The 13,453-nt window shown below is 64.0% G+C and carries 12 protein-coding genes; 7 read left to right on the forward strand and 5 right to left on the reverse strand.

The features are described from left to right. The first annotated feature begins 54 nt into the window (after positions 1-54). Positions 55-915 carry a CAP domain-containing protein gene (locus tag ACF8K2_RS21650; protein ID WP_186553289.1) on the forward strand — a complete coding sequence of 287 codons (861 nt, stop codon included), beginning with the start codon at positions 55-57 and terminating at the stop codon, positions 913-915. Between the two features lie 89 nt (positions 916-1,004). Here the strand turns inward: ACF8K2_RS21650 and ACF8K2_RS21655 are convergent, their stop codons facing one another. After that, positions 1,005-1,961 (reverse strand): GlxA family transcriptional regulator, encoded by a 957-nt coding sequence (locus tag ACF8K2_RS21655; RefSeq protein ID WP_264234599.1) that lies wholly within the window; start codon positions 1,959-1,961, stop codon positions 1,005-1,007. A gap of 99 nt (positions 1,962-2,060) precedes the next feature. Between ACF8K2_RS21655 and ACF8K2_RS21660 the strand changes: the two genes are divergently transcribed. After that, positions 2,061-2,672 (forward strand): LysE family translocator, encoded by a 612-nt coding sequence (locus tag ACF8K2_RS21660; RefSeq protein WP_186553291.1) that lies wholly within the window; start codon positions 2,061-2,063, stop codon positions 2,670-2,672. A 73-nt stretch (positions 2,673-2,745) separates the two neighbouring features. On the opposite strand, the gene ACF8K2_RS21665 is transcribed toward ACF8K2_RS21660, so the two are convergent. Both ACF8K2_RS21665 and ACF8K2_RS21670 read right to left on the reverse strand, forming a co-directional pair. Further along, a complete protein-coding gene (locus ACF8K2_RS21665) occupies positions 2,746-3,948 on the reverse strand; it encodes an MFS transporter (protein ID WP_392467540.1) in 1,203 nt (400 codons plus the stop codon). A gap of 113 nt (positions 3,949-4,061) precedes the next feature. After that, complete coding sequence (locus ACF8K2_RS21670) at positions 4,062-4,961, reverse strand: LysR family transcriptional regulator (protein WP_186553293.1); 900 nt, start codon at positions 4,959-4,961, stop codon at positions 4,062-4,064. A gap of 74 nt (positions 4,962-5,035) precedes the next feature. Between ACF8K2_RS21670 and ACF8K2_RS21675 the strand changes: the two genes are divergently transcribed. The 3 genes from ACF8K2_RS21675 to ACF8K2_RS21685 all read left to right on the forward strand — a co-directional run bounded on the left by ACF8K2_RS21675 (position 5,036) and on the right by ACF8K2_RS21685 (position 9,457). Then, complete coding sequence (locus ACF8K2_RS21675) at positions 5,036-5,365, forward strand: cupin domain-containing protein (protein WP_392467543.1); 330 nt, start codon at positions 5,036-5,038, stop codon at positions 5,363-5,365. Between the two features lie 279 nt (positions 5,366-5,644). Continuing rightward, entirely contained in the window at positions 5,645-8,062 is a 2,418-nt protein-coding gene (locus ACF8K2_RS21680; RefSeq protein ID WP_392467545.1) for a glucose/quinate/shikimate family membrane-bound PQQ-dependent dehydrogenase, read from the forward strand. A 114-nt stretch (positions 8,063-8,176) separates the two neighbouring features. Then, the gene (locus ACF8K2_RS21685; protein WP_392467547.1) at positions 8,177-9,457 is read left to right on the forward strand and encodes a carbohydrate porin; all 1,281 of its coding nucleotides are present in this window, start codon (positions 8,177-8,179) and stop codon (positions 9,455-9,457) included. Between the two features lie 81 nt (positions 9,458-9,538). Here the strand turns inward: ACF8K2_RS21685 and argE are convergent, their stop codons facing one another. Then, complete coding sequence (gene argE, locus ACF8K2_RS21690) at positions 9,539-10,693, reverse strand: acetylornithine deacetylase (protein WP_392467549.1); 1,155 nt, start codon at positions 10,691-10,693, stop codon at positions 9,539-9,541. Further along, positions 10,686-11,360 carry a DUF1028 domain-containing protein gene (locus ACF8K2_RS21695; protein WP_186553298.1) on the reverse strand — a complete coding sequence of 225 codons (675 nt, stop codon included), beginning with the start codon at positions 11,358-11,360 and terminating at the stop codon, positions 10,686-10,688. The genes argE and ACF8K2_RS21695 overlap by 8 nt, the downstream gene beginning before the upstream one ends. A 335-nt stretch (positions 11,361-11,695) precedes the next feature. Here ACF8K2_RS21695 and ACF8K2_RS21700 point away from each other — a divergent pair, with 335 nt between their 5' ends. Further along, positions 11,696-13,015, forward strand: coding sequence for an NAD(P)/FAD-dependent oxidoreductase (locus ACF8K2_RS21700; RefSeq protein WP_312154803.1), 1,320 nt, complete (start codon positions 11,696-11,698; stop codon positions 13,013-13,015). Further along, a complete protein-coding gene (locus tag ACF8K2_RS21705; RefSeq protein WP_186553300.1) occupies positions 13,015-13,431 on the forward strand; it encodes a RidA family protein in 417 nt (138 codons plus the stop codon). The genes ACF8K2_RS21700 and ACF8K2_RS21705 overlap by 1 nt, the downstream gene beginning before the upstream one ends. Positions 13,432-13,453: the final 22 nt, after the last annotated feature.

Raw genomic sequence — 13,453 nt, forward strand, 5'->3', positions numbered from 1 at the left:
GCTTGTGTAGGATGAGCAGCGCAAACCAAGGCGCTGCCAGATAGGGAGATATACATGCGCGTCCTGCCATCCGTTGCCTGCATTGCCATGCTGTCGATGGGCCTGCTCGCCGCCACCAGCGCCCAGGCCTTCACTGGCGAAGAAGGGCAACTGATCGAGTCGATCAACGCTTACCGCAGCCAGGCCCAGCGCTGCGGCGACGCAGGCTCGCTGGAGCTGCCACCGCTCAGTAGCGATACTCGCCTGGCGCTGTCGCCAGAGGGCACCCGCGACTTGCAACAGGCGATGACCCGCGCCGCCTACCCGATGGTCAACGTCCAGGCCATCAGCCTGTCCGGCCCGCGCGATGCGAAAGCGGCGATGCACGCCATTTCCGAAAGCTTCTGCCAGGTGGTACTCGATCCGCAGTTCGTCGACATCGGCGTCAGCCAGGAAGGCCGCGACTGGCGTATCGTGCTCGCCCGCCCCTTGCTCAGTGGGCGGCTGGGTGATTGGCAGGCCGAGGGGCAGAAACTGCTGCAAGAGATCAACGCCGCGCGCAAGCTGCCGCGCCAATGCGCTGGCCAGCCGTTCGCCGCAGCGCCGGCGCTGGCCTGGAACACGACCTTGGCTGGCGTTGCCGCCAACCATACCCGAGCCATGGCCAACCAGAACTTCTTCGACCATATCGACCGCGATGGCCGCACCCCAGGCGATCGCGCCGAGCTGGCCGGCTACCTGTACCGGCAGATTGGCGAGAACATTGCCGCCGGGCGTGACACCCCGCGCAAGGTGGTCGATGGCTGGCTGGCCAGCCCTGGGCATTGCGCGACGCTGATGAACCCTGACTTCACCGAGTTGGGCGCCGCTTACGCGGTCGACCCCAAGAGCGATGCGGGCATCTATTGGACTGGGCTATTCGGCGCGCCGCAGTAACGCTATCGCGGGGCAAGCCCGCTCCCACGCAAGGCACGGATCAGGCCCCTGAATACCTCGCGTGGGAGCGGGCTTGCCCCGCGATAGCGTCAAACGCCCTTACGCAAAGCCATTGCGGTACACCCAAAGCGCCGCCGCACGCACTTGCCCAGATACCCCGCATCGCCCAAGCCCACCTCATCGGCAATCTGCGCCAGGCCGTGGCTTGAGTTGAGCAAGCGCCAGCGTACTTGCTGCAGGCGCATCTCCAGCCACCAGGCCTTGGCGCTCATGCCATGGCTGGCGAGAAACTGTCGATCCAGCTGGCGCCGGCTGATACCCAACTGCGCCGCCAGTTGCTCGACGGTCATCGACGCGCTCAAGTGGTGACGCATCAATGCCGCCGCACGCTGCACCTGCCCTGCCCCAACTTCCAACGAACGCAAGGCATGGCGACTGTCACGGGTTTCATCGACCAGCATATCGGCCAGCCCCTTGAGCGCCCGCGCTCGGCCGCAGTTGCGCGACAACAGCTCCACCGCCAGGTCGATCGCGGCACTGCCGCCGGCGCAAGAGATGCGCGCCCCATCGAAGCAATACAACTGCCCGGTCAGTAGCTGTAAATGCGGAAAGGACGCCCGAAACTCGGCTTCGTGGCGCCAGTGCACCACCACCTTGTGCCCTTCCAACAGGCCGCAGGCAGCCAGCAGAAACGCGGCGTTGTCGACACACACCAGCTTCACCCCTGCCCTGGCGGCGCGTTTGAGCAGCGCCCGGTAGTCAGGTGCCAAGGCAGCAGTGGCCGCGGCATTGCGCCCGCCGAACAGCACCAGATAGTCGTAGCCGGCGAAGTCCAGCGCCTGCGGCGTGACTTCCACTTGCACCACCGCCCCGCTGCTGGAGGGCACAGGTTGATCGCTCAGGCCTAGCAGCGTCCAACTGCAGTAGCGCTGCTGGCTGTAATCCTCGTCATCGGCGCTGAAGCGCAGCTTGTCGAGGAACGCGCCAAACGCCAGCAAGGCGAATTCCGGCAGCGGCAGGATCAGCAAGCGGATATCAGGCGTCATGCAGCCGTCCAGAAATAACCCTCAGATGTCCAGATCATACCCTGGGTTTAGCCACATTTGGCCTAGACTGGCGCCCTCTGACACTGCAAGGCATACCCCATGGCACTGGATACCTGGCTTATCTACCTGCTCGCCAGCATTGGCCTGTCACTGACCCCTGGTCCGAACAGCCTGCTGGCGCTGACCCACGGCGCGTTGTATGGCGCACGGCGCACACTGTTGACCATCGTCGGCGGGGTGGTCGGCTTTAGCGCGCTGATCGCCCTGACCATGTTCGGCCTGAGCGCGCTGCTGCAAACCTCGGGCTCGGTGCTGCAGGTGCTCAAGTGGGTGGGTGGGGCTTATCTGGTGTGGCTCGGCATCCAGCTGTGGCGCAGCCCGGCGATGCGCCTGGAGTTGACCGAGGGGGCTACGCGCTTGAGCAATGCGGGAATGATGCGCCAGGGTTTTCTGTCGGCCATGGCCAACCCCAAGGTGCTGCTGTTCTATGGGGCTTTCTTGCCGCAGTTCATCGATCCACAGCGTGGTTTGCTGGTGCAGTTCGTGGTCATGGCGGCGACTTTTGCCAGTGTCGAATTTGTTGTCGAATACCTGTTGGCGCGCCTGGCGTTTCGGGTTCGGCCTTGGCTGGCCAAGGGCGGAACGGGGTTTAACCGCTGCTGTGGCAGCCTGTTTGCGTTGATCGGGATCGCCTTGCCACTCGGCCGATGAGCCAGGCTGCCCTTGATCCTCACGCGTTCCGTGTGGGAGCGGGCTTGCCCGCGAAGGGGCGTGAAGCGCCCCCCTAAGAAGCACGCCGCGAAATCAACAGGAAAACCACCAGCGCCAGCAGCGGCAACCCCGCGCCCACCAACACCACGCCATGCCAGCCAAACTGCGTGTACAGCGGGCTGGCCACGGCCGACCCTAGCGCCCCGCCGAGGAAGATACTGGTCATATACAGCGCATTGAGGCGCCCCCGGCTAGCCGGATCCAGCGCATACACTTCACGCTGGCCGATCACCATGTTCATCTGCACGGCAAAATCCAGCAGCACCCCGGTCAGGCCCAAGCCAATCACGCTCAAGCCCGGTGCACTCAAGCCCAGCAACAACGCCAGCGGCGCCAGCAACAAGGCCAACAGTGAAGCGCGCCGAGCATGCCCGGCGTCGGCCAGGCGGCCCGCGATGGGCGCGGCGATCGCCCCCACCGCCCCGACCAGGGCAAACAGCGCGATCTGGCTTTGGCTCAAGTCATGCTGCCCCGCCAGCGCCATCGGCACAGCGGTCCAGTACAAGCTGAACGCAGCGAACATCAGCGCCTGGTACAGCGAGCGTTGGCGCAACAGCGGATAGCGACGCAGCAGGCTGACCAGCGAAGCCATCAGCCTGGCATAGCTGGCCTGGTGATCCGGCACCCGCCGCGGCAGGGTGAGGGCCAGCAACACAATGATCGCCAACATCACCCCTGCCGCGCCGATGAACACCGCACGCCAGCCAAAGTGATCGGCCACCAGGCTCGACAGCGGCCGCGCCAGCAGAATGCCCAGCAGCAAGCCGCCCATGATGTTGCCCACCACCCGCCCGCGCTGCTGCTCAGGTGCCAGGTGCGCGGCCAGCGGGATCAGCATCTGCACCGCCACCGAGCTGAAGCCGATCAGCAAGGCATAGCCAAGGAACAACCCCCCTTGGCCATGGCCGCTGCTACCGGCCAACAGCAGGCTGACGCACGCCAATATCGCCGTGGCGATCATCAACCGGCGGTTTTCCATCAGGTCGGCCAGCGGCACCAGTAACAACAGGCCCAAGGCGTAACCGAGTTGGGTCAGCGAGACGATCAGGCTGGCCCGCTCGCCAGACAGGCCCAAGTCTGGCGCGATCAAGCCGACGATGGGTTGGGCATAGTAGATGTTGGCGACAATCGCGCCGCAGCAAAACGCCAGCAGGGTCACCAGGGCCCGGCTCAGGCCCCCGGCAGACGACTGGGTAACAGCGATGGAAGGGTTCATTGCAGGTGCCTCGGCAAATGACGGTATATGCCGCGCACCTTACCCAGGCGCGAGGAGCGGGAGAATCCAGCGCCTGCGCAACGCGCTTTTGCGTCAGGCGCAACGCTGGGGTTTCAACGGCTGAGCAGCGCCTGGCAAAAATCGACGAAGACCTGCACCCGCCGCGAGCCGCGATGGTTGGGCAGGTACAGCGCGTTGATGGCGCTGCTGGCAGTCCCCGGGCTGATCTGCCAGTCGGCGAACAGCCGCTGCAAGCGCCCGGCCTGGACATCTTCGCGCACCAGCCAATCGGCCAGCAGGGCAATCCCGCTGCCGGCCAGCGCAGCTTCACGCAGCAGGTCGGCATTGGCGCTGCGCAGGGGGCCGCTGACGTCCAGCTCCAGCGCTTGTTCGCCCTGGCGCAGCCGCCACGGCCGGCCGGACTGACCATAGCGAAAACGCAGGCAGGCCTGTTCGAGTAACTGCTGCGGATGCACCAAGGGTGCGCTAGCGCAAAGATAGGCGGGGCTGGCGACCAACCAGCGCTCAAAGCATCCCAGGCGCTTGCAGACCAATTCGTCGTTCGGCGCAGCTTCGCCCAAGCGGATCGACACGTCGTAGCGACCATCGAGCAGATCATCGAAGCGGTCACTCAAGTCGATGTCCAACTCCAACCCCGGGTGCGCGGCCAAGAATCGTCCCAGGTGCGGAGCAATCACCCGTCGACCGAACTCCACCGGTAAACACAGGCGCAGTACGCCGACCGGCTCCTCGCCGCGATCGGCGACACTGGCATCGGCCTCGGCCAAGGCTTGAACGATCTCCCGCGAGCGCTGGTAGTAACCGACCCCGGCCTCGGTCAAGCTGACCTGACGGGTCGAGCGGTTGAGCAAGGTGGCCCCCAGCTCGCTCTCCAACGCATCGACCAGGCGCGTTACCGAGGAGGTGGCAACGCCCAGCTTGCGCGCGGCGGCGGAAAACCCGCGAGCCTCGACCGTGGCCATGAACGTCTTGATCGCCAGCAACTTGTCCATCGGCTGTTTCTGTCCGCCAAATCCTGGAACCTTCCTACAATCAGGGTTGGGAATCAACTCAGCGCGAGCCACCCATGCCAGACAATCTGTTTGCTGCCCTGCCCCTGCCTGACGTGCATGCCGCCGAGCAGTTCGACGAGCTGTTGACCCGTCCGGGCCTGCGCATCGAACGCATCGTTTCCAGTGGCCAGGCCAGCCCGGCGGGATTCTGGTACGACCAGGCTGAGGGGGAGTGGCTGGTCGTGCTCAGTGGCAGCGCCGGATTGCGCCTGGAGCATGAGGCCCAGGTGCGGGTGTTGCGCGTTGGGGATTATCTGGATATCCCCGCTCATTGCCGGCATCGGGTGGAGTGGACCGAGGCTGGAGTGATTACCGTGTGGCTGGCGGTGTTCTATTGCGCTTGATCAAGTGGGGGGATTTAGACGCCATCGCGGGGGCAAGCCCGCACGTTGAGTACGATTTGCTGTTGCGAGGGCACCCTACGACCAACGTCGCAATTGCGAAATTTTCACAAGTGAGAAAACACGCCGTTTAGTGACAAATTCACCCCCTGTTCTATGCTTTTCGGTGCATCTTAGCTTGCAAACGCCTGCGACAATCAGCCTCACATCGAAATGTACTAACTTGTTAATTAGCTTGCTAAGGGCTTAAACTGCGCACATTCCACCTGCGAGATCCCTGGCATGAACGAAACACCGCGCGCCTCTGGCGCCTCGACATTGATCATGGTCGGCTTGGGCGTTGTCATCGCCCTGCTCGGCTTGCTCCTGGCTGCTGGCGGCGTCAAGCTGGCCGGCCTGGGCGGTTCCTGGTACTTCCTGATCGGCGGCCTGGCCATGGCCATCGCCGGTATCCTCATCGCCCGGCGCAAAACCGCTGGCGCCTGGCTGTTCGCTGCGTTCCTGGTAGGCACTGCCATCTGGGCCGTGGCCGATACCGGCCTGGTGTTCTGGCCGCTGTTCTCGCGCCTGTTCATGTTCGCCGCCATCGGCATGGTGGTCGCCCTGGTCTACCCGATGCTGGCGCGCGCCAATGGTCGCAGCGCCGGTCGCGGCGCTTATGGTCTGGCAGCGGTCATGGCCGTTGGCCTGGTGATCGCTGCGGGCAACATGTTCGTCGCCCACCCAAGCGTGGCACCTACCGGCAACGGCCCGGGCATGACCCCGGTCGAGCCGGAAAAAGCCCAGAAAGATTGGGCTCACTACGGCAACACCGAAGGTGGCAGCCGTTTCGCTGCGCTCGATCAGATCAACCGCGACAACGTCGACAAGCTGCAAGTGGCCTGGACCTATCACACCGGTGACGTGGCCATCAGCGACGGTAACGGCGCCGAGGACCAGCTGACGCCGCTGCAGGTTGGCAACAAGGTGTTCATCTGCACCCCGCACAACAACCTGATCGCCCTCGATGCCGACACCGGTAAAGAGCTGTGGAAGAACGCCATCAATGCCCAGTCCAAGGTCTGGCAGCGTTGCCGTGGCATGGCCTACTTCGACGCTAGCGCGCCGCTGGCGCAGCCGACCCAACCGAACAGCTCGCCTATCACCGTGGCCAGCGTGGCGCCTGGCGCCAACTGCCAGCGTCGACTGCTGACCAACACCATCGACGGCCGCTTGATCGCCGTCGATGCCGACACCGGCGAGTTCTGCCAGGGCTTTGGCAACAATGGCCAGGTCAACCTGATGGCCGGCCTGGGCGATGTTCCGGATTCGTACTACCAGCTGTCCTCCGCGCCGCTGATGGCCGGCACCACCGTGGTGGTTGGCGGGCGCGTCGCCGACAACGTCCAAACCGACATGCCAGGCGGCGTGATCCGTGGCTTCGACGTGATCACCGGGCAAATGCGCTGGGCCTTCGACCCGGGCAACCCTGAAGATCGCAACGCACCAGCCGACGGCAGCAGCTATGTACGCAGCACGCCCAACAGCTGGGCGCCGATGTCCTACGATCCGGCGATGAACACCGTGTTCCTGCCGATGGGCTCCTCGTCCACCGACATCTATGGTGTCGAGCGCAGCAAGCTGGACCACACCTACGGCGCCTCGGTGCTGGCCCTGGACGCCACCACCGGTAACCAGAAGTGGGTCTACCAGACCGTGCACAACGATCTGTGGGACTTCGACCTGCCGATGCAGCCAAGCCTGATCGACTTCACCAAGGACGACGGCAAGACCGTCCCTGCGGTCGTCATCGGTACCAAGGCCGGGCAGATCTACGTGCTCGACCGCGCCACCGGCCAACCGCTGACCCAGGTCGACGAAGTACCGGTCAAGCCGAGCAACATCCCTAACGAGCCGTATTCGCCTACCCAGCCAAAATCGGTCGGCATGCCGCAGATCGGCGCGCAGACCCTGACCGAGTCGGACATGTGGGGCGCTACTCCGTATGACCAGCTGCTGTGCCGTATCGACTTCAAGAAGATGCGCTACGACGGCCTGTACACAGCGCCCGGCACTGACCTGTCGCTGAGCTTCCCAGGCTCGCTCGGTGGCATGAACTGGGGCAGCATTTCTACCGACCCGGTGCATGGCTTCATCTTCGTCAACGACATGCGCCTGGGCCTGTGGATTCAGATGATCCCGTCGCAGAACAAAGGTGCGGCTGCCGGCGGTGGTGAAGCACTGAACACCGGCATGGGCGCTGTACCTCTGAAAGGCACGCCGTATGCGGTGAACAAGAACCGCTTCCTGTCGGTTGCCGGTATTCCGTGCCAGGCCCCGCCCTTCGGCACCCTGACCGCCATCGACATGAAGACCCGCCAGGTAGCCTGGCAGGTTCCGGTCGGCACCGTGGAAGACACCGGCCCGCTCGGCATCCGCATGCACCTGCCGATCAAGATCGGCCTGCCAACCCTGGGCGGTACCCTGTCCACCCAAGGTGGCCTGGTGTTCATCGCCGGCACCCAGGACTTCTACCTGCGCGCCTACAACAGCGCCAATGGTGAAGAAGTCTGGAAAGCCCGTCTGCCAGTCGGCAGCCAGGGCGGCCCGATGACCTATGTTTCGCCGAAAACTGGCAAGCAGTACGTGGTGATCACTGCCGGCGGCGCCCGTCAGTCGACCGACCGTGGCGACTACGTGATTTCTTACGCCCTGCCATAAACCACCGTTGACTTCATCGCGGGGCAAGCCCGCTCCCACGCCAACGACTCAACCCGGCGTGGGGGCGGGCTTGCCCCGCGATGAGCCCCCGCAATTCCCCAGGAAAGCCTCGCAATGTTCTGTGCTTTGCCCTTCACCCCGACCCGCATCACCGCCGGCCTGTTGCTGGCCCTGGCCAGCACCTGCGCCATGGCCGAAGCCGATTTGCTCAACCGCAGCAGCCTGACCGGCGACTGGGGCGGCTTGCGTCACCAGCTTGAGGACGACGGCGTCAAGTTCACCGGCGACTACAGCGGTGAGACCGCCTATAACGCCCACGGTGGCCTGCATCGCTCGGCGCGCTACTCGCAGAACCTCAAGCTCGGCGTGCAGTTCGACCTGAGCAAGCTGTACGGTCTGGATAACGCTGGCAAGGTCCAGCTGACCATCAACGACCGTCGCGGTAACAGCGCCTCCGAGGAGCTGGTCGGCAACCGTCTGCCCATCCAGGAAAACTACGGTGGCCTGTACACCCGCCTGACCGAGCTGAGCTACGAGCGCAACTTCACCCCCGCGCTCAACGTCAAGCTCGGCTACATGGCCATGGGCAACGACCTCGGCGGGCTGGACACCGGCATCCTGTGCAACTTCATGAACGCCGGTTTCTGCGGTCACCCCCTGAACATGTCCGGTGGCAGTGGCTGGACCAACTACCCCAACGCGCATTTGGGCGCCCGGGTCAAATACGACTTCTCCTCGTCCTGGCAGCTGCGCGTGGCGGCGTTCAACGTCGACCCCGAGAGCAACGGCAACTCCAGCCGCGCCTGGCACCTGGGGCCCAAGCACACTACCGGTACCGTGGTGCCGGTGGAGCTGGTGTACAAGCTGCAGGGCGAACTGCCGGGTGAGTACAAGCTGGGCTACTACTACGACAGCTCCAACGTCAAACGCATTGGCAGCGACAAGGAAGTGGCCGGTCGTGGCGGTCATTACCTTCTGATCGACCAGGCCGTGTGGAACGATCAAAGCCTGCCGGGGCGCAGCCTGCATGCCTTTGGCCAGTACTCGGCGTCGAGCAAGGCCGCTTCGCCATTCACCAAATGGTATGGCGCAGGCGTAGTGCTGTACAAACCGTTCGAAGGGCGCCCACGCGACACCGTGGCCTTGGGCTATGGCCGCGCCGTGCCTAACCCGCGCAGCCGCGATGTGCTTGAAGACGCAGCGCTGCAAAGTGGCCAGGACTTCCCCGACATCGACAGCGCCGAGCAGTTGATCGAGCTGAGCTACGGCTACCAGGCCACACCTTGGCTGAACCTGCGTCCGGATGTGCAGTACATCATCGAGCCGGGGGCCTTCTCCGGGACCAACATCGATAATGCCCTGGTGGTTGGATTGCAGGTCAAGGCAACCTTCTGATCATCTGCCCGCATCGCGGGACAAGCCCGCTCCTGCACGTGTCTTGCAGGAGCGGGCGTGTCCCGCGATGAGGCCACCCCGTCAATGCGCCTGGAGGTAGTCCACCAGGCGCCGCAACATCGCATCGCACCCCGCCAACTGCTCGACACTGACAAACTCGTCGGGCTTGTGCCCCTGCTCCATGCTGCCCGGCCCGCACACCACAGTGGGGATGCCGGCCTGATCGAACAGCCCACCTTCAGTCCCAAAAGCGACGGTGCCGAACTCAGTCGAGCCACTGAGCAGTGCAACCAATTGCGCCGCCTCGCTCTGAGCAGGCGTGGCCAAGCCCGGATAGCCGCTCAACGGTTGCAGGCGAATGTCGCTAGCCGGATTGACCGCACGCATGCGCGGTAGCAGCTGCGCCTGGGCATAGCGCTGCAACTGGTCGGCCACAGCCTGCGCCGCGAAGCCTGGCAAGGCGCGCACCTCGAAGTCGAACTCGCACTCTTCAGGCACGATGTTCAGCGCCCTGCCGCCCTTGATCAGGCCAGTCTGCACGGTGGAGAACGGCGGATCGAAGCGCGCGTCCTGGTCTTGCGCCAGAACCTCGCCAATCTCGCCCAGCTTGCCGATCAAGCGTGCGGCATACTCGATCGCATTGACCCCATACGGCGCATAAGCCGAATGACAGGCCGCGCCCTGCACCTGGCAGCGCATGGCCAACTTGCCCTTGTGGCCGAGCACCGGCTTGAGCTCGGTGGGCTCGCCGATCAGGCACAAGCGTGGTTTGTGCGCCCGCTGCTGGAGTGCTGCGAGCATCGAACGCACGCCCAGGCAACCGACTTCTTCGTCATAGGAGAAGGCCAGGTGCACGGGGGTTTGCAACGGCTGGGCGAGAAACGCTGGCACTGCGGCCAGGACCGAGGCAATGAACCCTTTCATGTCGGCCGCGCCGCGACCGTACAGGCGCCCGTCACGTTCGCTCAGGCGAAACGGCTCGACCGTCCAGGCCTGGCCATCCACGGGCACCACGTCGGTATGCCCGGAGAGCACCACGCCGCCCTTATCCAAGGGGCCAATGGTCGCGAACAGATTGGCCTTGGTGCCTTCACTGTTGTGAAACAGCTCGCTGTCCACCCCCAGGCCGGCAAGGTAGTCGCGGATAAAACCGATCAACTCAAGGTTCGAATCACGACTGACCGTGGCAAATCCGATCAGCCGCGCCAGCAGGTCGCGGCTGCTTGGCTCATTCATCCCCCGGTACTCCGTAGCTCGGTGCGCTGGTCGGGTTCAGCGCTCGGGTCACGTAGTCCTGCATCTGTGGGCGGTAGGCTTGCCAAAGGCCATCGAGCTGAGCGATCGGGTCTTGATCCGCCCAGTCGACCCGCAGGTCCACCAGCGGCCAGGTCAGCTCACCGGCAATCTTCAGCGCCGCCGAATGAATCGGCCCGGCCTCGCCCCCTGCGGCCACTGCCGCATGCATCGCTGCCAGCAGGCGATCAGCCAGATGCCCGCTGGCCTGTTCGAAGGCGGCGACCATCGCCTCGATCACCTGGATCGACGACAACAGGTTGCCGGCTGCGGCGCATTGCTCACCCGCTACTGCGTTGTGCACACCCAAGGCCTGTTTGCCGGTAAACAGCGCAACCTGGCCGTGGCTGTCGATCACCGTCACCTGGCGGTACTCGCTCCAGCCGTTGGTACTGAGCACCCGGTCCAGTGCCGCTGCCGCAGGGTCACCCTGCTCCAGGGCGTCGAGAATCTGCGGACCAAGCGCCGGCAAGGTGATGTTCTGGGTCGCCACCGCACCAACGCCTGCGCGCACCCACGGGCAACGGGCACCCACGGCAATGCTCGAAGAACTGATGGCAATGCCGACTTGGCCGGTTTCCTGGCAGCGGCCAATGATGGAAAAGGTCATGGTGCAGCTCCTGTCGTGTATTGGCTAATCCAGCGCAAGGCAACTTCCGCTCGATGTTGTACGCATTCTGAACAGAAGCCCAAGGGCCACGAAACGACCTTTTTCCTTGGCCTTGAAAAGGAAAAAACTAAGTCTGTAAACGCGCGCCTCAAACCCTCTTCACACAACCCCAAAACAGCGCTGCAGCCCTTATTCATCAAGGCCTTCGCCAAACTATAGGCAAGCACTAGCTAAATAATATTTTCGCGATCAAAGGCACATCCCTAGTCTGGCTCCAGGCAAAGGCGGTTCACCCACCGACCTGATTAAAACCGCCTTCCAAGAAGGGCTCAGAGATGAACTTGAACACTATTGAAATCGATACCCTCGTGGTCGGCGCCGGCCAGGCCGGGGTTGCCATGAGCGAACACCTGAGCAAGCTCGGCGTGCCGCACCTGGTGCTGGAGCGCAACCGCATCGCCGAGGCCTGGCGCAGTGGCCGCTGGGATTCGCTGGTGGCCAACGGCCCGGTCTGGCACGACCGCTTCCCAGGGCTGGAATTCGACCTCGATGCCGATGCCTTCGCCGGCAAGGAGCAGGTCGCCGACTACTTCGAGCGCTATGTGCGCAAATACAACCTGCCGGTACGCACCGGGGTCGAGGTGAAAAAGGTGGTGCGCAACGCCGACCGCCCTGGTTTCACCATCGAGACCAACCACGGCACCATTCTCGCCAACCGCGTGGTCGCCGCCACCGGTCCGTTCCAGCGCCCGGTCATCCCAGCCATCGCGCCGCAGGATGAGCGACTGCACCAGATCCACTCGGCCGCCTACTTCAACCCCGAGCAGTTGCCTGAAGGCGCGGTGCTGGTGGTGGGCGCGGGCTCCTCTGGGGTGCAGATCGCTGAGGAGCTGATGCGCGCAGGCCGTCAGGTGTACCTATCGGTGGGCGCCCATGACCGCCCGCCGCGCAGCTATCGCAACCGCGACTTCTGCTGGTGGCTGGGCGTGCTCGGCGAATGGGATGCGGAAATCGCCAAGCCCGGCCGCGAGCACGTGACCATCGCCGTCAGCGGCGCACGTGGCGGCCACACCGTGGACTTTCGCGCCCTCGCCCACCAAGGCATGACCCTGGTCGGCCTGACCCAGTCGTTCGCCAACGGTGTGGCGCGCTTTCAGGACAACCTGGCCGAGAACATCCAGCGCGGCGACGACAACTACCTGGCCCTGCTCGATGCCGCCGATGCCTATGTCGAGCGCAATGGCCTGGACCTACCGGAAGAACCCCAAGCGCGCCAACGCCTGGCCGACCCGCAGTGCATCAGTGCACCGATTCTCGAACTCGACCTGGCCCAGGCTGGCGTCACCAGCATCATCTGGGCAACCGGTTACGGGGTTGACTTCAGCTGGCTGCAGGTCGACACCTTCGACAGCCACGGCAAGCCGCTACACCAACGCGGCGTCTCGAAAGAGCCTGGCGTGTACTTCCTCGGCCTGCCGTGGTTGTCGCGGCGTGGCTCGTCGTTCATCTGGGGCGTGTGGCACGACGCCAAGCACGTCGCCGGCCATATCGCCACCCAACGCACCTACCTGGCTTACCGCGATCGCGAACAACGCGATGCCGATGAGCAAGGCCAAGCCTCGGTCACTACCCTCAGCACCCTCGGAGCCCACTGATGCCTACTCATACTCGCGTTCGCATGTTCAACACCAAGGCCACCTACCCTAATCAGTCGCTGGATAACGACCTTTGCCAGGCGGTGCGCGCCGGCAACACGGTGTATGTCCGCGGCCAGGTGGGGACCGACTTCGAAGGGCGTCTAGTGGGTTTGGGCGATCCGCGTGCTCAGGCAGAGCAGGCGATGAAGAACGTCAAGCAGCTGCTTGAGGAAGCTGGCTCGGACATGTCGCATATCGTCAAGACCACTACCTACATCACCGATCCGCGTTTTCGCGAGCCGGTTTATCAGGAAGTTGGCAAGTGGCTCAAAGGGGTATTCCCGATTTCTACCGGGCTGGTGGTGGCGGGGTTGGCTCAGGCGGAGTGGTTGATGGAGATCGACGTGATTGCGGTGGTACCGGATCAAGTGTGATGAGCTGAGAGTGCTATCGCGG

This window comes from Pseudomonas sp. xss_2, from assembly GCF_043104195.1.
In the GTDB taxonomy this organism is placed as follows: domain Bacteria; phylum Pseudomonadota; class Gammaproteobacteria; order Pseudomonadales; family Pseudomonadaceae; genus Aquipseudomonas; species Aquipseudomonas urmiensis.